Genomic DNA, 18,270 nt, shown 5'->3' on the forward strand with positions numbered 1-18,270 from the left:
ACAGTATGAAATGGATTACAGTACTATTGTCAATTTACTTGATGGCACTTTCAAATATGCCTTGTGCAGATATGGAAGTAAATAGTGCTATGCATAAAACAGCTCAATTTTCTTCTGAAACAAATCATTCTCATGACAAAGACAATGATTTATGTTCTCCATTTTGTGCTTGCAACTGCTGCGGGGCACAGGTTTTGAGCTATCAAACGGTTGCTGTTTTTGAATTTGTGACAGTTCATAATTTAATTTCGATTCCCTTGCCAAGTTATAATTCTGTTTTTGCTTCTGATTTCTACGGAAGTATTTGGCAACCCCCTCAAATAGCATAATGATTGTGCCCATTCCGATGTTTCGGAATTTGGGTTAGAGTTTTGTGGGCATTCCACAGATTGATAAGGCAGTAATTTGCCTCATTTCTCACATCATTATATATTCAAATGTTAGATAAAATTATACAGTTCAGTATAAAGAACAAATTCTTTATACTGTTATTTACCCTTGTTTTAATTGCTTGGGGAAGCTATTCACTTAAAGAATTGCCACTTGACGCCTTGCCTGATGTTACCAATAATCAGGTACAAATTATCACTACTGCGCCCACTTTAGCCAGTCAAGAAGTGGAGCAATTAATCACATATCCGTTAGAACGCGCTGTAAAAACAGTCCCGAATGTAATTGAGCTACGGAGTATTTCACGTTTTGGCTTGTCTGTTGTTACGGTTGTTTTTGAAGAAGGCGTTGATATTTATTGGGCTAGAGAACAGATTTTTCAACGTTTAAAACAGGCCGAAGAAAATATACCAGATTATGTAGGTTCACCTGAATTGGCGCCGATTTCAACCGGTTTAGGCGAGATTTATCAATATGATGTTTACGCCAAAAAAGGTTATGAAAACAAGTACAGTGCAATCGAATTAAGAACTATTCAGGATTGGATCATCATTCCGCAACTGCAAAGTATTAAAGGTGTGGCCGAAGTTAGTACATGGGGCGGAAAATTAAAGCAATATGAAATCGCAGTAAACCCAAATACTCTAAACAGTTTAGGTGTCACAATTACTGAGATTTTTGAGGCATTACAAAAAAACAATCAAAATACAGGCGGTGCTTATATTGAAAAAGATCAATATGCCTATTTTATTCGAGGTGTCGGAATGGCAAAAGGCATAAAGGATTTAGGGAATGTAGTTGTCAAGAATCGAAATGGTTCGCCTGTTTTAGTACGAGACATTGCCCAAGTTCGCGAAGGCGTTGCATTGCGATATGGTGCTTCAACCAAAGATGGAAAAGGCGAAATCGTTTCTGGTTTGGTTTTAATGCTGAAAGGTGAAAACTCCAGTGCGGTTGTTAACCGAATCCATGAAAAAATGATTCAAATTAATAAAAGTCTTCCTGAGGGAGTTGTTGCCGAGGCTTTTATCGACAGAGGAAAATTAGTCGATAATTCTATAAAAACGGTTACCAAGAATTTATTGGAAGGAGCTCTAATCGTGATTTTTGTATTGATTCTGTTCTTAGGAAATCTTCGTGCGGGTTTAATTGTTGCTTCGGTTATTCCGCTTGCGATGTTGTTTGCAGTTATTTTGATGAATGCTTTTGGCGTAAGCGGGAACCTAATGAGTCTTGGTGCCATAGATTTCGGAATTATAGTCGACGGAGCCGTAATTATTGTTGAAGCAACTATGCATCATTTGCAAAAACTCAAATTCAAAAAAGAACTTTCTCAGCAAGAAATGGATGACGAAGTTTATAATTCAGCATCAAAAATCAGAAATAGTGCGGCTTTTGGCGAAATTATTATTTTGATTGTTTACCTGCCGATTTTGGCTTTAATTGGAACCGAAGGAAAAATGTTCAAACCAATGGCAATGACAGTTGGTTTTGCAATTATTGGAGCTTTTTTACTTTCCCTGACGTATATCCCGATGATGAGCGCTTTGTTTCTTTCAAAAAAAACAGAACACAAAGATAACTTTAGTGATAGAATGATTGCATGGTTAGAAGCTCGTTATACGCCTTTATTAAATAAGGCTTTGGCGTTCAAAAAAGTAGTGCTTTCTGTAGCTATTGGATTGTTTGCTTTTGCATTTATCATTTTTCAAAACATGGGTGGCGAATTTATCCCAACAATCGAGGAAGGCGATTTGGCAATAAACGCCACAATCATGACCGGAAGCTCGCTTACGCAGATGGTTGAAACTGCCACCAAATATGAACAGATTTTAAAAGCCAAATTCCCAGAGATCAAAACTATCGTAACCAAAATAGGAAGTGGTGAAATTCCGACAGATCCAATGCCACTTGAAAGTGGAGATTTGATTATTGTTTTGAAAGACAAAAAAGAATGGAAAGGCAAATACCGTAATTGGGAAGACTTGGCTAATGCGATGAAAGAAGAAATGGAAGTGATTCCAGGAGCCAATATTGAAATTTCGCAACCCATCCAAATGCGTTTTAATGAATTAATGACCGGAAGCCGATCTGATATTGCTATTAAAATTTTTGGCGATGATTTAGAAATTCTAGATGCAAAAGCAACAGAACTAATCTCTAAAATAAAAAGTATTGAAGGAATTGGTGATCTTAAAGCGGATAAAGTCACAGGTTTGCCACAAATTACGATTAAATACGATTATAATAAAATTGCACTTTATGGATTAAACATTTCTGATATCAATCAAATTATTCGCTCGTCGTTTGCTGGCGAAAGTGCTGGAAAAATTTACGAAGAAAGCAAAAGATTCGATGTTGTTGTCCGAATGAATGAAGATAATAGAGGTGATATAACTGATGTAAGCAATTTGTTTATTCCACTTCCAAATGGCCAACAAGTACCTCTTTCTCAAGTCGCTTCGGTTGAATATGAGCAAGGTCCTGTGCAGGTCATTCGCGAAGACGGAAAACGAAGAATAACTGTAGGATTAAATGTGAGAGGTAGAGACATTAAAAGTGTTGTCGAGGAAATTCAGGAAAAGCTAGATAAGAGTTTTAAGCTTCCTGTAGGTTATTACGTCACCTATGGAGGACAATTTGAAAATTTGATTGAAGCGTCAAAAAGGCTTTCAGTTGCCTTGCCAATAGCATTGGGATTGATTTTAGTCTTGCTGTACTTCACTTTCAAAAGTGTCAAACAAGCCGTGCTGATTTTTAGTGCGATTCCGCTATCGGCAATAGGTGGTGTTTTTGCTTTATCATTAAGGGGAATGCCATTTAGTATTTCTGCCGGAATAGGTTTTATTGCCTTGTTCGGAATTGCTGTTTTAAACGGAATTGTACTTATTTCGTATTTCAACCAATTAAAAACAGAAGGGATTTCAGATCCGTTTCAACGAATCTTGATCGGAACCAAAACACGTTTGCGTCCTGTTTTAATGACCGCAGCGGTGGCTTCATTAGGATTTCTTCCAATGGCATTATCCACAAGCGGCGGAGCAGAGGTACAGAAGCCTTTAGCAACGGTAGTAATCGGCGGATTAATCTCAGCAACGCTATTAACCTTAATCGTTCTGCCTATTTTGTACTTACTGCTGGAGCGTGGATTTAACCGCAAGGATAATTAGTAAATGAGAAAATTGGTTAATTAGATAATTTACTGCTGAATGTAAAAAAGATTTTTCACGCAGATTCTGCAGATTAAAGCAGATTTAATTTTGATTGATATTAATCTGTGTCTATCAGCTTAAATCTGTTTAATCCCGATAGCTATCGCGAACGTGAAACAAAAATTATAAAAATGAAAAATTCAAAATATAAAAATCAATTAAAAGAGCTTTGCTCCCGATGGCTATCGGGATTGCGGTTAAGCATCTTCCTATTGGCAAGTACGGCAACATTTGCACAGCAAACTATCAGCTTAGAAAAAGCAATAGAATTGGCAAAATCAAACAACATCGACTTAAAAATTGCCGATAAAGAAATCGAAAAACAAACCGTTCTCAAAAAAGCCGCTTTTCAGCCAGATCCGCTTCAGTTTCAATATCAAGGCGGTCAGTTCAATAGTGCCGATTATGATCATAATGTTTCGGTGCAGCAATTTTTTCCATTAGGAAATATCACAAAAGCTAACCGACAATTGCAGGAAGAATTGGCAAAATTGGCAGAAAAGCGAAAAGCATTATCTTTTTATGAAATTGAAAAAGCTGTTACCTTAGCTTATTATCAATATTTGTATGGCGTTTCGATTCAAAAACTAAATTCAGAATTGAATGAGATTTATACGAAATTCCTAAAGAATGCCGAGTTGCGGTTTAAAACAGGAGAAAGTGGCAATATAGAAGTAATCAGCGCTAAGGCAAAAGTTAAAGAAATTGAAACGCAGAAAGCGCAATTAGAATATGATTTGGCAATTTATCAGAAACAATTACAATTTTTCATTCAAACAGATGAAAATGTTGTTCCTGACCAAAATACGGCATTGCAATATGCATTCGTAGAAAATCAAGAAAACACAAAAGCGGAGATTTTGATGACTGATTTCTATCAACAGCAAATTTCGGTTTATCAAAAAGAAGCAGGGACATTCAAAGCTTTGAGAACTCCAAAAGTTGGTTTAGGATATTTTGCGCAAACCATCAATACTGAATCTTTATTTCAAGGTTTTACCGCAGGATTGCAAATTCCGTTGTTTGGTGGTGTAAATACGACGAAAGCCAAAGCTGCAGAAATCAGCATTTCGCAGTCGCAATTGGCTTTGGATAAAAATAAAATGATGCTCAATTTACAACGAGAAGAATTAAAAAACAATTTCGAAAAACAGCAAAAAAACTTGGCTTATTTTCAAAACGAAGGCTCGCTATATGCCAATCAGATTATTGAAACTGCACAAAAAAGTTACGCCAATGGCGATATGAGCTATTGGTCGTATATCAGTTTTTTAAATCAGGCAATTGATATTAAAAAACAATTTGCAGAGGCTACGCACAGCTATAATCAAAGTGTCATCGAACTTCAATTTCCAACCATCAAAAACAATTAAAAATGAAAAGTATATTTAAAAGTTTAACCGCAATCCCGATAGCTATCGGGAGCAAAGTATTCACGCAAAGTTCGCAAAGATGGATTGCTTATAGCTTACTGCTAATGATCTGTGGCGGAATGTTAAGCTCTTGCAATGAAAAGAAAACCGAAGAACCTCAGGAAGAAGAAAAATCGACGACAGAAGTAGCTCTAACTGCTTCTCAATACAAAACAGTCGGAATTGAAACCGGAATTATTGAAGACCGAAATCTGAATAAAATCATCAAGGCAAATGGCTATACAACAGTGCCACCACAAAATTCTGCTGAGGTTTCGACTTTAATTGGCGGAACGGTAAAAGACATTTTTGTTTTAGAAGGGACATTTGTAAACAAAGGAAAAGTGTTAGCGACAATTCAGAATCTTGAAGTAATTGAAATGCAAGAAGATTATCATTCTGCTACAGCTAATGTAGAATATTTGCAGTTGGAATATAATCGCCAGAAAACTTTGAGCGATGAAAATGTGAATCCGAGGAAAACTTTTCAAGAAGTAAAAGCAAAATTAGCGGCTGAAAGAGCACGTGCGCAGGGAGCAAAAAACAAACTCGATGCTTTGCATGTCAATACAAAAGGAACGACAACGATAGTGCCAATTGTTTCGCCAATAAATGGTTATGTTGGAAAAATTAATATTGCGAAAGGTGCTTTTGCCAATACAGGGATTTCGCTTTTTGAAGTGGTTGATAATAGCCAGATGCATTTGGATTTGAATGTTTATGAGAAAGATTTAGGTTCAATTTCAGTTGGACAGGTTATCGATTTTGTATTGACAAATCAATCGAATAAATCAATTAAAGGAAAGATTTTCGGAATCAACAAATCATTTTCCAACGAAAGCAAAACTGTTGCCGTTCATGCTAAAATCGACCCAGCTGATGCAAAAGGCTTGATTCCGGGAATGTACGTTTCGGCAAATATTAATATTACGAGTGCTACAGTTCCGGCTTTGCCAAAAGATGCTGTAGTTAAAAATGCGGATAAATATTTTGTGTTTGTACAGGAAGATGGTCAAGCAGCAGAAAAACACGAGCATGCAGAAGGAAAAAAAGAAGATGCCCATGAAGAGGAATTGCATTTTAAAGCCATTGAAGTAATTCCAGGAACAACCGATTTAGGTTTTACTGAAGTTAAGTTTGTAAATGACATTTCAGCCAATGCTAAAATTGTGACAAAAGGTGCATTTTATCTGCTTTCAGCAATGAAAGGCGGAGGAGAGCATACTCATTAGTAGGTTTTGCCACAAAGGCACTAAGGCGCAAAATTATTTTATGCTGGATTGAAATTTGCTCGCAAAGACGCAAAGACGCAAAGTTTTTTTGTTTCATGCAGATTTCGCAGATTTAATTTGAATTGCCTCCAGCTTCAGCTGGAGGCAATGGAGAAATAAAATCTGCGACTTGGCGTATTTGCGAGATTAACTCAATCAGACTTTTAAAAAAAACTTAGAGACTTAGTGTTTTTGTGGCAATAAACTTTACCGCAAATTGCTTAAATTTAGGACATTATTAAAATAAAGTTTTGAGAGTCCAAAACTTGAAACTTGAAATTTGAAACTCTATAATGATACATCAAGATAAAGAAATAAAAAATACAAAAAGCAAACCCAAGCCTTCCTGTTGCTGTTCACATGACGAACCTGCGAATTCCCACAATAATGGTCACGATCATGGAGATCACGATCACGAACAAAGTGCAGAAGTTGGTCTTTTTAAACTGTTTCTGCCATCAATAATTTCTTTTATTTTATTGATTATCGGAATTGGATTTGATAATTATTTTCAGCAAAATTGGTTCACAGGATATGTTAGAATTGCTTGGTATGTAATTGCCTATCTTCCGGTTGGGCTTCCGGTTTTGCGAGAAGCTTATGAAAGCATTGCCAAAGGGGATATTTTCTCTGAATTTTTTCTCATGTGCATTGCAACGATTGGTGCGTTTGCTATTGGCGAATATCCCGAAGGTGTTGCCGTAATGCTGTTTTATACGATTGGTGAAACTTTTCAAGGAATGGCAGTGAATAGAGCAAAAACAAGCATTAAAAGCCTGTTGGATCAACGTCCAGATGAGGTTACTGTTTTAGAAAATAATGTTGGTGTAAGAGTCAAAGCAAAAGATGTTAAGATTGGTGCTATTATTCAGCTTAAGGCTGGCGAAAAACTAGGCTTGGATGGCGAATTATTATCAGACTCAGCTTTTGTAAATACTGCAGCTTTAACAGGTGAAAGCAAACCAGCCACAAAAAAGAAAGGAGAAACTGTTTTGGCAGGAATGATAAACGGAAATACACTTATAGAAGTGAAAGTAACAACAGCTTACAGTGATAGTAAATTGTCTAAAATTCTGGAATTAGTACAAAATGCTACTACCAAAAAAGCGCCTGCTGAATTATTTATTAGAAAGTTTGCTAAAATTTATACGCCAATTGTGGTGTATTTAGCCATTGCAATTTGTTTGGTTCCAATAGTTTTTGTAAACAATTACATATTTAGTGACTGGCTGTATAGAGCTTTAGTTTTTTTGGTTATTTCTTGTCCTTGTGCGTTGGTTATCAGTATTCCGCTTGGGTATTTTGGTGGAATCGGAGCAGCAAGTAGAAACGGAATCTTGTTTAAAGGAAGTAATTTCTTGGATAGTATTTCAACGATTCAAAATGTCGTGGTAGACAAAACGGGAACCATGACCGAAGGTGTTTTTAAAGTTCAGGAAGTAATCATTAAACCTGAGTATGATAAAGATGAAATTTTAAAACTGGTAAATGCTTTAGAAAACCGAAGTACGCATCCTGTTGCAACTGCTATTCACAATCATGTTGGATCCGTTGATTCTTCGGTAGAATTGAAAAATATTGAGGAAATTTCAGGGCATGGTTTAAAGGCTTCTTATAACGAAAAAGAATTGTATGTGGGGAATTTTAAATTGCTGGATAAATTCGGCATTTCGTATGATATTGATCCGTCTTCTATAGTTTATACGACAATTGCAATTGCTTACGAAGGTAAATTTGCTGGCTATTTCACTATTGCCGATGAAATAAAAGAAGATGCTCAAGAAACGGTTTCTAAACTAAAATCTTTAGGCGTAAAATTGACAATGCTGAGTGGTGATAAATCGAATGTGGTTCAGTTTGTAGCCAATAAACTCGGAATCACAAAAGCTTTTGGAGATTTGCTTCCAGAAGATAAAGTCAATAAAGTCAACGAAATTAAAGCCGAAAACGAAACGATTGCCTTTGTAGGCGATGGGGTAAACGATGCTCCTGTAATTGCTTTAAGTACCGTAGGAATTGCAATGGGAGGTTTAGGAAGCGATGCTGCAATTGAAACTGCCGATGTCGTGATTCAGGATGATAAACCAAGCAAAATTGCTATGGCAATCAACATTGGGAAACAAACCAAAAAAATTGTTTGGCAGAATATTACGTTAGCTTTTGTAGTAAAAGCTTTTGTGCTAATACTTGGTGCGGGTGGACTTGCGACAATGTGGGAAGCCGTTTTTGCTGATGTTGGCGTAGCTTTATTAGCGATTTTGAATGCAGTCCGAATTCAGAAGATGAAGTTCTAAGGCTGTTCTAGCGAATTAATAATAGCCTTCCATATTTATGTCGTTAAATAAAAAGCCTGTTTCGTTTTGTTGAAACAGGCTATAAAATTTGTGAACTTTAGGGCACATTCACAAATTTTTCCATTTCATTATTTTGGCATTTCTGGAGTCATAATTCTTCTTGTTGGCGTGCTTAAAGTTTCAATAAAAGCTAATAAATCACTTATTTCTTCTTTGCTTAAATCTAATTTTCGAAGCATAGGATCTGCTTTCTGAATAAGAGAGTCTCTTGCAGTTCCTAAATATTTTTTTTGAACCGGAGAAGGATTTCCTAAATTGTACAATTCCACAACATCTAAAAGTGATGGAAAATGCCCGTGATGCATCCAAGGTTTTGTATTTGCAACTTCACGAAGCGTCGGCGTTCTGAATTTGCCAATGTCTTTTACCTCTTTTGTCACATTATAACGACCAAAATCTTCATTTTTGGTTCCGAATAAAGTTTGACCATCATTATGAAACTGATTGTCACTGAAATAGGGTGTATTATGACAATTAATGCATTGCGCTTTGGTTCTAAACAAATGCATTCCTTTGACTTGCTGATCGGTATAAATATCTGATTTGCCGCTTACAAATTGGTCAAACTTACTTTTTGGACTGTTAATTGACCTTTCGAAAGTTGCAATCGCATATTGAATACGTTCTAAAGTCACTTTTTTATCTCCAAAAGCTGAAATAAATAGGGAATTATAACCTTTTATCTTCGCAATCTTATCAACAGCAATCGTCAGTTTTTCATTCATTTCTAAAGGATCTGAAACAGGAAACTGCGCCTGATCTTCTAGACTCTTCGCCCGTCCATCCCAAAACAAAGATGTGGCATAAGCCGAGTTTAAAATCGCCATCGAATTGCGTTTTCCCGTCTGACGATCATGACCAAAGGAACGCGTTAAATTATCTGTCCATCCTAATTCTGGATTGTGGCAGGAAGCGCAGGCAATTTGGCCACTGCGAGACAATCTCGGATCAAAAAACAAAATTTTTCCCAAACTCTCTTTTTCCTTCGAATATGGATTATAAGCAGGATATGGAACCGCTGGCAACACGCCAATATCTTGAAATTTAGTTTTGTCGATATTTTCATGTAATTCTGCCTTAGGCCATTTTGAAGCATCTCCACTAGAATACAATTTTCGTAATTCTTGAATATCGATATAATCAGGATTTTCCACACTTTTATAAGCTGTCAAGCTCAGGAGGAATAGGAGAGGTATTATTAGTTTTTTCAATTTTATTTTTGTTTTTCTTGTTTTTCTTGTTTTTTAGCTTTTTTCAGTCTCAGTCTTAGTCTCAGTCTCAGTCTCAGTCTCAGTATTTAACTTAATGTACTTTATGTTCAAAAGCTTTGTCAAAATTTAAAACTTTTACAAAGCTTGTCGTCACGAATGTTAGCTTTGACTGTAAACTGCGACTGTAAACTGTGACTGCGACTGCGACTAAATTGACCTCTACAAATCAACTTCCTTAGGACAAGCAATACTCAGCGCCGCCGGTTTTGGATACGTTCTGTTGTTGTACATTCTGTATTGTGTAGAAACCGTTCCGCCGAAAAGTTTGTTGTTGGTTAGCTTTAATTCAAAAGAAATTTCAAACAAACCAGCACTGATTTCTTTATAGGTTCCTTCGCCTGAAATAGCAATTTGATAGGTATTGTCTTTATCTTTTCCGATAGTTAGATTCTGTGGAATTACCAAAACAGTTCCTTGCGTTTTGCTGTTTCCGTTTTCAGGGAAAAATTCTAAAGCTGAGGTAATATTGAATCCAGGAGAAACTGACGCAGAACCACTTTCGTTAGAAAACCATCTTTTCAAACCAAAAGAATTGACAGTATTAGTTCCGCTTGCCACATTAAATCCAATTTTGAACGCATCATGGTAAACATCATCATTCGGATTTGTAGTTCCTTTATCACTGTAAAGGATTGCATTTGGATGGTCTTTTGTTACAACGACAGGAAAAGTCAAAGCGTTGAAAGTCTGCCATGCACAAGTACCGCTTCTGTCAAACCAGTGCTCGCCATAGGTCAAATAAAAAGCATTTGTTGGATCAGTAAATTTTGAAGCCGGATTCGTCTGATTGTCTCTCGGTGTTTTAATAGGTTTTTCAATTGTCAAGCTGGTATTTCCTGTTGCTCGGTAATTGCTAGTGCTTACCAAGTCGATTTTGCTCTGAAAAAGAACGTCATCATTCTGTAAATCTTCTAAAAGGGTAAAATGATAGGTCACTGAATTTTTGTTGATCTCAAAAGCATCATGCGTCAAAGAATATTCAAAACCGTTTTGAAACTCAAAGATTTCAAGATTCTCTAATTCAGAAAGGAAATAGCCATTCGGAAAATTGACAACAAAGTCAAATTTTTCTCCAACTTCACCTTTAATCGAAAATGTATTTACAGGAAACGTATAATTAGTCGAAATTGCGGCCAATTCAATTTTGAAAGTATCGTCTACATGTTCTGTATTTAAATTTCCTATGTGGATAGAGGGATCAGAAACTGTTTCTAGTTTCAAGGTAATATCTTGATTTTCGGTCCATCTTTTATTAAAAGAAATGGAAATAGTATCAGTTAATTTTGCTCCTTGAAATTTTAATTCATTTACCGGATTTATGATAAAATAGCTAGTGTTTCCTGTTGATGAAACAGCAGAAAAATGAACAGATACAGCATCTTTTAAGGAACGTGCTGTTAAGGCGACAGGTACTTTTAAAGTTCGGATCGCACTGTTGGTATAGATGGATTGAGGTATAAGATTACCATTTATAGCGGGATATTCTAAAGGCGTATTATCGCTTTTTACCAAAAAATTAAATCGTACATATGGATCAATATCAGAACCCAATTTATAATCGTCTTTTGAACAAGAAGCTGTCAGCGAAGCTATAATTAAAATAGCAAATGTCTTAATAAGATTCATTTTGTTTTAAGTTAGGGTTAAGATTAGTATTGTAGGTTGGTATTGGTAATACAAATTTTAAAGAAGGATATTTTATGCTGCAGTTGGTCGAAATACAGCCATCATTACGTGAAATATCTTTATGATTTCGAACCAAATCAAAGAAAAGATGTCCTTCAAAACAAAGTTCTTTTCTGCGTTCTAAAAGAATTTCTTCTTTAAGATTGGAAGTATTTGTTGCTAAAGTTGCATTGGCACGAGCACGAATGGTGTTTAAATCAGCCAAAGCAAGATCAGATCGGTTATTTCCTAAAGCCGCTTCGGCACGTATTAAATACATTTCGCTTAATCGAAAAGCTACGTAGCCAGGATTATCTTGAAATTTCTTCGTAAAGCTATAATTTACATTCGTCAATACGCCATTTACCAAAGTAGAAAGAGGTCTTTCAAGAAACAGTTGTTTTCTTAAATCAGTGCTTTCGTATAAATTCAGAAGATCGTTTGAAGCCACATATTTCTGAAAACTTGTCGCCGATGTATAACCAAAACTTTGTGACATTGATCCTCCAACTAACCCTTCGGAATCTTTATGAACTGAAAATTCCAATAAGATTTCTGATACAGGAAGATCTGTTTTTTCCCATTCTGCAACCAAATTTTCTTTTGGCATCAGAGTTACTCCAGAGGTAGTAATAACATCATTTGCCGTTTGATAAGCATTTGCCCAATCATTTTTTTGAAAATATACTCTCGCAAGCAATGCTTTTGCACTGTTTCTACTAAAAAACGAATACGATGGACCAGAAAGAAGCGAACTGTCAGAATACTTTTCGATTGCCTTTTTCAAATCAGCTATGATTAATTCGTAGGTACGTTTTGCAGTTTCTCGGGCTGGATATTGTATTCCAGATTTTATTGAATTTGTATTGTAAATGATTCCTAAATGCGATGCATCGGTTGTGTAATTGTAATTTTGGCTGTAGAGCAATGATACAAGAAAATGTGTATAAGCCCTGATCGTTGTAGCCTCAGCAATAATCTGATTTTTTTCTGCTTCTGTAGCATCTTTTAAGGCAGGAGTATATTCTAAAATCAGATTAGCTTGATTGATAATAGAATAAGCATCATCATAAAACATTTTAAAATCGCTTGTTAATGCAATGTCTTCAAAAGAATATACTTTTTGCGTATTTGTAGAAGGATCAATTCGACCGCGATTTGAACCCGAAGAAATAGGTGTGAATTTTAAATTACCCCCTTGCAAATCAGCATAAACAGCAAAACGCTCGCCTCTTAAATTGGCTTCCACTTCAGTATAAAGACCGCTTAGTGCTGTTAAAACTCCTTGTTTATTTTGCAAAAGTTCATCTATAGAAGTTTGTGTTCCAGGCTCCTGTTCCAAAAAATCACTACAGCTTTGTAATGATAAAAACAGCAAAAGTATTGTAATGTATTTTGAGTATTTCATTTTTTTAAAATTTAGCATTAACCCCCAGTGAGATTGTTCTGGCTTGTGGATAAGTGTAACTATATTCACGTATTCCGTTCATCCCTTTCGGACTCTTTTCTTTGTACCAATATGCCACATTCGATACATCTGCAAATACATGGAGCGCACTCAAGAATTTGTTTTTTAAAGGAACATTGTAACTCAAATTGATATTGCTGATTCGTACATAAGTAGCATCATACAAATATTTGGTCAGGTTGGGAATAATAGGCGAAAGTGTTGCGGCAGATTGCGAAACATTATCACCTGGATTTCTCCAATAATCGTATGCATTTACAGAAAGATTTCTGTTAGATGTGTTGTTATATTGATCGATCAGAAGATTTGAAGCTAAAAAATCTCCTCCAATCTGAAAATCTCCTCTTACAGATAAAGTAAGATTATTATAAAAGGTAAAAGTGTTATAAAAACCTCCGTAAGCATCAGCTTGTTTGTCTCCAATTGGTTCCCAGTCAGCAATTGTATAAAGTCCGTTATAGGTTTTGGCATCGTAAATTTTGCCATTTTTTTCTACTAAATCTCTACCCGTAGCTGGATCAACTCCAACCCATTTTACACCCCAAATTGTAGTAGTGCTATAGCCAATTTTTTGTGCCAAAGCCAAATTTGCCTGAGAATAGTCACTTCCTAAACCTTTTAAATCAGTTACTTTGCTGTCTATGGTAGAAATATTGAATGCAGTTGTCCACTTAAAGGCATTGCTTTTTACCCATTTTATTCTGGTAGTAAGTTCCAACCCTTTGTTATACATGTCCGAAGCGTTTAATTGAACCGTATTATAACCTGTTTCAGTCGGAATGTCTCTTGTTGTGATCAAATCGGTTTTGTTGTCGTAATAATATTCTAATGTCAATTCAATTCTATTAAAAATATTAAAGTCAAATCCGACATTGAATTTTGTATTTTTTTCCCAACTTAAGTTGCCGTTTGGAGCTTCTCCTGTAGTAGCACCAATACTGCCATTATAATTGTTATTGCTTACAATGTAAAGGCCTTTTGATCGGTACGAACCAATTCTGGAGTTTCCTGTTGTACCAAAACTGGTTTTAAACTTCAAGAAATCAATCCATGTATTTGACGCAAGAAAATCTTCGTTGCTTGCAATCCAGCTAATACCCGCACCGCCATTGTAAGCCACATTTGTATCATCTCCAAAAACAGAACTTTCATCACGACGAAAATTTGCTAATAGATAATAACGTTTTTTATAGTTATAATTCACCTGCGATAAAAGCGAAACTCTGGAGTTGTAACTGATTTCGCTTCTATACGTCTGGCCGGCCTTGGATTCATCTACATTTGGTGTTGCCGGATTATCATCGCGTATAGCATCAGTAACATTATTAATTCGATTTGGATTAACAAATCCGACTCCTGATTTATAATTAAAATCGGTTTTGTCTTCACTCAGTTCAAAACCTACGATACCATCTACAGTATGACTTTCGTTTAATTGTTTGTTGAACAAAGCTTGTCCCTGCCAATTCCATTTTGTGGAATTTCTTTGGTTGATCAAACGACGTCCCCAACCTGGATAAAGAGTATTGTTAAGAGTAAAAGAACCGTTAAACTGACCGCTTTCATTTTCGGCAGAAAAGTAACGATCCTGATCTTTATCAGTATAATCAAGACCAAAGAGCGTCGAAAATTTGATGAATTTGTTTAACTCATAAGACAAATTCAAACTTCCTAAAATTCCATACGTCTGCGTTTCATTTTTATTTTGTGCAATTGCTGCCAGAGGATTTCCACGTGTTTGACCGCTAACACCCAAATCAGCATAAGAACCATCTGCATTATAAGGTGCATTGGTAGGCAAATAAGCGAAGCCATAAAAGATATTTGGTGCGTCTTTTTCTACATAACTAGGATTAAGCATCAAGTTTGCCGACCATTTTCCAGAATTAAAGCCTAAATTAATGCCTGCATTTAATTGTTTGGTGCTATTTCCAATTTGTGGCTCATCAATTTTTAAATAACTAATATTGGTGCGATACGAAAATTTTGAAGTTGCACCTGATACGTTGAAATTGTATTTGTTGTAAACGCCGGCTCTGTTTAATATTTCAAACCAATCAGTATTTACACCATTATAGGCCACAGGAATATAACCAGACGTAGTGTTTTTCAGGAACTCATTTCTAAGCTCAGTATATTGTTCTCCATTTAAATATTTGATTCGGTTTACAGCTGAAGAAATTCCGAGCTGGTTTGAAAAACCAAATTGTGCTTTTCCTTTTTTACCTTTTTTTGTAGTAATCAAAATTACTCCATTTGCACCGTCGGCCCCATAAATACCAACAGCTGCGGCATCTTTTAAAACCGAAATCGTTTCAATATTTTCGGGCGCAATTTTCATCAAAGGATTGGCCAGATTTTCAGCCGAATCACCAGAACCATCAAATACACTGCTGTCGATTGCATATTCCTCGCTCATCACAACACCGTCAATAATGATTAATGGCTGTGAAGAAGTCCCTGTGATGGCACCAGTTAAAGACGATAATGTACCTTGACCGCGAATATTGATTTTTACAGGACCACCAACACCAGTAGTATTTTCTACTAAAACTCCGGCAATTTGTCCTGTAATCATTTTATCAAAACTTTCAGAAGCTTGTTCTACCGCAATGTCTTTTGCGTTTAAAGTCGAAATACTTCCAACAATTTCTTCTTTTAATTTGGTAGTCCCATACGATGAAGTAATCACAATCGGATTTAGTTCATCAGTAGTTTCTTTAAGGTTAAAAATGAAATTCTTTTTATTATCAGCTTTTTGCGATTGCGTTTCCATTCCTAAAAAGCCAACTTCAAGCACAATATTCGGAATGTCGTTTCCTTTTAATTGATATGCAAATTTTCCATTTGAATCTGTTATAGCACCCATTCCAGTTCCCTTTATGCGTATTGTCGCGCCAGGAAGAGGCAAATTGTCTTTAGCATTATAAACAATTCCAGTTATAAACCTTTCTGTTTCTGGTGAAGCATTTTGAAGAGCAGGAGCAGAGCTCGTAAGCAAAACTTGCTTTTTCTGGATATAAAATGAAATGTTTTTGTCTTTCAACAACTGTTTTAAAGTGGTTTCTAAAGTAGCATTGTTAACGTCTAAATCTGCTAATTGTTCAATATCAATTTTTCTGGCATTATAAATTATTCTAAAATCCGTTTGTTCTTCAATTGTTTTGATAATTAGGCTTATAGGTTTGTTTTTGGCATGTATGGTAATTAATTTGTTTTGAGAAAATCCTTTAAAACCAGATATGAGTAGAGCCAAGAAAAACAAAATTTTTCTTAAAACGGGTTGTATCGTAAATGTCATGTTTGTTTATTTATCGAGGATTGGTAATGGTAATGGTTTTTTGTTCAATCGAATAATTAAAAGGCGTGTCGCGTTTTAGAAGATCTAAAATGTTCTCGACACTCGACTCGCTGATGTTTATTGTACCCGTAAAATTCTGTCTGGCCAAATCAGAATTTTCGTTGATAATTTCAACATCATAAGTACGCTGAATGATTTTTGCGATGGTAGAAAAAGGAGTGTCTTTAAAAGCAAGTTCGCCTTTTGTCCAGGCAACATAAAAGGCTGGTTCGACTTCTTTTACGACAATTTTTTTGGAATTATTATGCCAAGTTGCCATTTGATTTGGCGCAAGCAAAACTACATTTGAAGAATTTACGGCTTCAGACATTTCAATACTTCCTTCAATTAATGTACCGTTGACTGTTGGGTTTTCAGGATAAGCGCTCACATTAAACTTAGTTCCCAAAACTTCAACATTTACTTGATTAGCGTGTACGATGAACGGATGCATCTTATCTTTTGCAACTTCAAAAAATGCTTCACCGGTCAAATACACATTTCGATTTCCGTTAATGCCAAATTGTTCTGGATAACGAAGTGTTGTGCCTGAATTCAAGCTGACAACAGTTCCGTCTGAAAGTTGAAGCTTGAAACGTTTTCCGTATGGAACTTTTAATGTGTTGTAATTAACTTCTTGATCTTGAGCTTTTCCAAAGTAAATTATTTGGTTTGGAAATTTTTTGGCAACTAAAACACCTTGATCATTTAAAAGTTCCGTCTGATTTTTTCCTCTAAAATATTCTAAACGGCCGTCGCCGAGAGTAAGAACAATTTCTTTTGAAGTTTCAGATTTGTTTTTAAATATAAATAAAGTTGTTCCAATGCTCAAAAACAGTAAAAATACTGCCGCATAGTGCAAATATTTTCTGATGCTGTTTTTTGGCTTCATTTGGATTACCGGAACTGCTTCAATTGATAAATCTGCTGAAAGAGTGGTTAAAACCCAAGCTTTTTTTGCAGTAATAAATTGATTTTTGTTCTCTTCTGATGCTTCAATCCAATCAAAAAGTGCCTGAACTTCTTGTTCCGAAGCTTCATTAGTAAGGTATTTATTTACAATTTCCGATGTCATATTTGCGTTTTAGAACTTCTCGCTATAGTTAGTACACTTCAGAATTAAAATACCCTACCTTTAGTTTTTAATTATTATAAATAAGAATAAAAATCAAGAATAAATAATCGGATAATTTGGTTTTTAAAATCTTCAAAGCCTTTGTCATATGGGCTTCAACAGCTTTTAATGTTACTCCCATTTCTTCCGCGATTTCTGAATTTTTTTTGTTCTCGAAGCGTTTTTTTATAAAAACTTCTCTAGTTTTTGGCGGTAAATCGTTAATAGATTCCTGAATTATGCGTTCTAATTCGGTTAATTCTAAAGCGTCGAATTGAATTGAATTCAAAACTTCAATATTCAATTCTTTTTCTTTTTGATTTAAGAGGTCATTTTTGAATTTATCTTTCACTTTGTTGTGGCGAATTAAATTCAAGCATTTTGATTTGGCATAAGTGAACAAGAACGCTTGAATTCCGTTTATAGATTCAACGTTTTCTCGATTTTGCCATAAATGCAATAAAGCTTCTTGAGCAAGATTTTCAGCTTCGTTTTGATCATTAATAAACTGAAAATTGAAAGATTGTATTCTCCTGAAATATTTATCATAAAAAAACTTGAATGCAGTTTCATCGCCTTCCTTGAAGGATTGGAAAGAATTTAATTCTAAACTGGCATTATTGTTCATCAAACGAAATTTATTTTGGAAAGCAATATTAACTGGATTTGCTAAGAAAGCGGCAAATATAAAAGTTTATTTATATTAATTCTAAATAAAATTCAAATAAAGAACCTTGAAGGAAATTTTATTCAGAATTGGTTTAGTTTTAATC

The 18,270-nt window shown here is 35.4% G+C and carries 11 protein-coding genes; 5 read left to right on the forward strand and 6 right to left on the reverse strand.

What is annotated here, in order from left to right; genetic code table 11:
• Positions 1 to 5 precede the first annotated feature (5 nt).
• The 5 genes from H600_RS0114980 to H600_RS0115005 all read left to right on the forward strand — a co-directional run bounded on the left by H600_RS0114980 (position 6) and on the right by H600_RS0115005 (position 8,579).
• Entirely contained in the window at positions 6 to 329 is a 324-nt protein-coding gene (locus H600_RS0114980; protein ID WP_026729550.1) for a DUF6660 family protein, read from the forward strand.
• 108 nt (positions 330 to 437) lie between these two features.
• On the forward strand, positions 438 to 3,560 hold the full coding sequence (locus H600_RS0114985; RefSeq protein WP_026729551.1) for an efflux RND transporter permease subunit: 3,123 nt from the start codon (positions 438 to 440) through the stop codon (positions 3,558 to 3,560).
• Between the two features lie 173 nt (positions 3,561 to 3,733).
• Entirely contained in the window at positions 3,734 to 4,975 is a 1,242-nt protein-coding gene (locus H600_RS0114990) for a TolC family protein (RefSeq protein ID WP_026729552.1), read from the forward strand.
• Positions 4,976 to 4,977: 2 nt separating this feature from the next.
• Positions 4,978 to 6,246, forward strand: coding sequence for an efflux RND transporter periplasmic adaptor subunit (locus tag H600_RS0114995; protein ID WP_026729553.1), 1,269 nt, complete (start codon positions 4,978 to 4,980; stop codon positions 6,244 to 6,246).
• A gap of 332 nt (positions 6,247 to 6,578) precedes the next feature.
• Positions 6,579 to 8,579, forward strand: coding sequence for a heavy metal translocating P-type ATPase (locus tag H600_RS0115005; protein ID WP_026729554.1), 2,001 nt, complete (start codon positions 6,579 to 6,581; stop codon positions 8,577 to 8,579).
• 128 nt (positions 8,580 to 8,707) lie between these two features.
• Here the strand turns inward: H600_RS0115005 and H600_RS0115010 are convergent, their stop codons facing one another.
• From H600_RS0115010 to H600_RS0115035, 6 genes are all read right to left on the reverse strand, one after another.
• Positions 8,708 to 9,850 (reverse strand): cytochrome-c peroxidase, encoded by a 1,143-nt coding sequence (locus H600_RS0115010; RefSeq protein ID WP_026729555.1) that lies wholly within the window; start codon positions 9,848 to 9,850, stop codon positions 8,708 to 8,710.
• Positions 9,851 to 10,069: 219 nt separating this feature from the next.
• A complete protein-coding gene (locus tag H600_RS0115015; protein WP_026729556.1) occupies positions 10,070 to 11,536 on the reverse strand; it encodes a hypothetical protein in 1,467 nt (488 codons plus the stop codon).
• Positions 11,523 to 12,983 (reverse strand): RagB/SusD family nutrient uptake outer membrane protein, encoded by a 1,461-nt coding sequence (locus H600_RS0115020; RefSeq protein WP_245176576.1) that lies wholly within the window; start codon positions 12,981 to 12,983, stop codon positions 11,523 to 11,525. The genes H600_RS0115015 and H600_RS0115020 overlap by 14 nt, the downstream gene beginning before the upstream one ends.
• A 4-nt stretch (positions 12,984 to 12,987) precedes the next feature.
• The gene (locus H600_RS0115025) at positions 12,988 to 16,344 is read right to left on the reverse strand and encodes a SusC/RagA family TonB-linked outer membrane protein (RefSeq protein ID WP_026729558.1); all 3,357 of its coding nucleotides are present in this window, start codon (positions 16,342 to 16,344) and stop codon (positions 12,988 to 12,990) included.
• Between the two features lie 10 nt (positions 16,345 to 16,354).
• Entirely contained in the window at positions 16,355 to 17,458 is a 1,104-nt protein-coding gene (locus tag H600_RS0115030) for a FecR family protein (RefSeq protein WP_026729559.1), read from the reverse strand.
• Positions 17,459 to 17,525: 67 nt separating this feature from the next.
• On the reverse strand, positions 17,526 to 18,125 hold the full coding sequence (locus tag H600_RS0115035; RefSeq protein ID WP_026729560.1) for an RNA polymerase sigma-70 factor: 600 nt from the start codon (positions 18,123 to 18,125) through the stop codon (positions 17,526 to 17,528).
• Between the last annotated feature and the right edge of the window lie 145 nt (positions 18,126 to 18,270).

The organism is Flavobacterium denitrificans DSM 15936 (genome assembly GCF_000425445.1).
In the GTDB taxonomy this organism is placed as follows: domain Bacteria; phylum Bacteroidota; class Bacteroidia; order Flavobacteriales; family Flavobacteriaceae; genus Flavobacterium; species Flavobacterium denitrificans.

Coding starts and splice junctions, on each gene's coding strand:
- H600_RS0115030 (WP_026729559.1), bottom strand. CDS start 17,458: ATGACATCGGAAATTGTAAATAAATACCTTACTAATGAAGCTTCGGAA.
- H600_RS0115020 (WP_245176576.1), bottom strand. CDS start 12,983: ATGAAATACTCAAAATACATTACAATACTTTTGCTGTTTTTATCATTA.
- H600_RS0114980 (WP_026729550.1), top strand. CDS start 6: ATGAAATGGATTACAGTACTATTGTCAATTTACTTGATGGCACTTTCA.
- H600_RS0115005 (WP_026729554.1), top strand. CDS start 6,579: ATGATACATCAAGATAAAGAAATAAAAAATACAAAAAGCAAACCCAAG.
- H600_RS0114990 (WP_026729552.1), top strand. CDS start 3,734: ATGAAAAATTCAAAATATAAAAATCAATTAAAAGAGCTTTGCTCCCGA.
- H600_RS0115015 (WP_026729556.1), bottom strand. CDS start 11,536: ATGAATCTTATTAAGACATTTGCTATTTTAATTATAGCTTCGCTGACA.
- H600_RS0114985 (WP_026729551.1), top strand. CDS start 438: ATGTTAGATAAAATTATACAGTTCAGTATAAAGAACAAATTCTTTATA.
- H600_RS0115025 (WP_026729558.1), bottom strand. CDS start 16,344: ATGACATTTACGATACAACCCGTTTTAAGAAAAATTTTGTTTTTCTTG.
- H600_RS0115035 (WP_026729560.1), bottom strand. CDS start 18,125: ATGAACAATAATGCCAGTTTAGAATTAAATTCTTTCCAATCCTTCAAG.
- H600_RS0114995 (WP_026729553.1), top strand. CDS start 4,978: ATGAAAAGTATATTTAAAAGTTTAACCGCAATCCCGATAGCTATCGGG.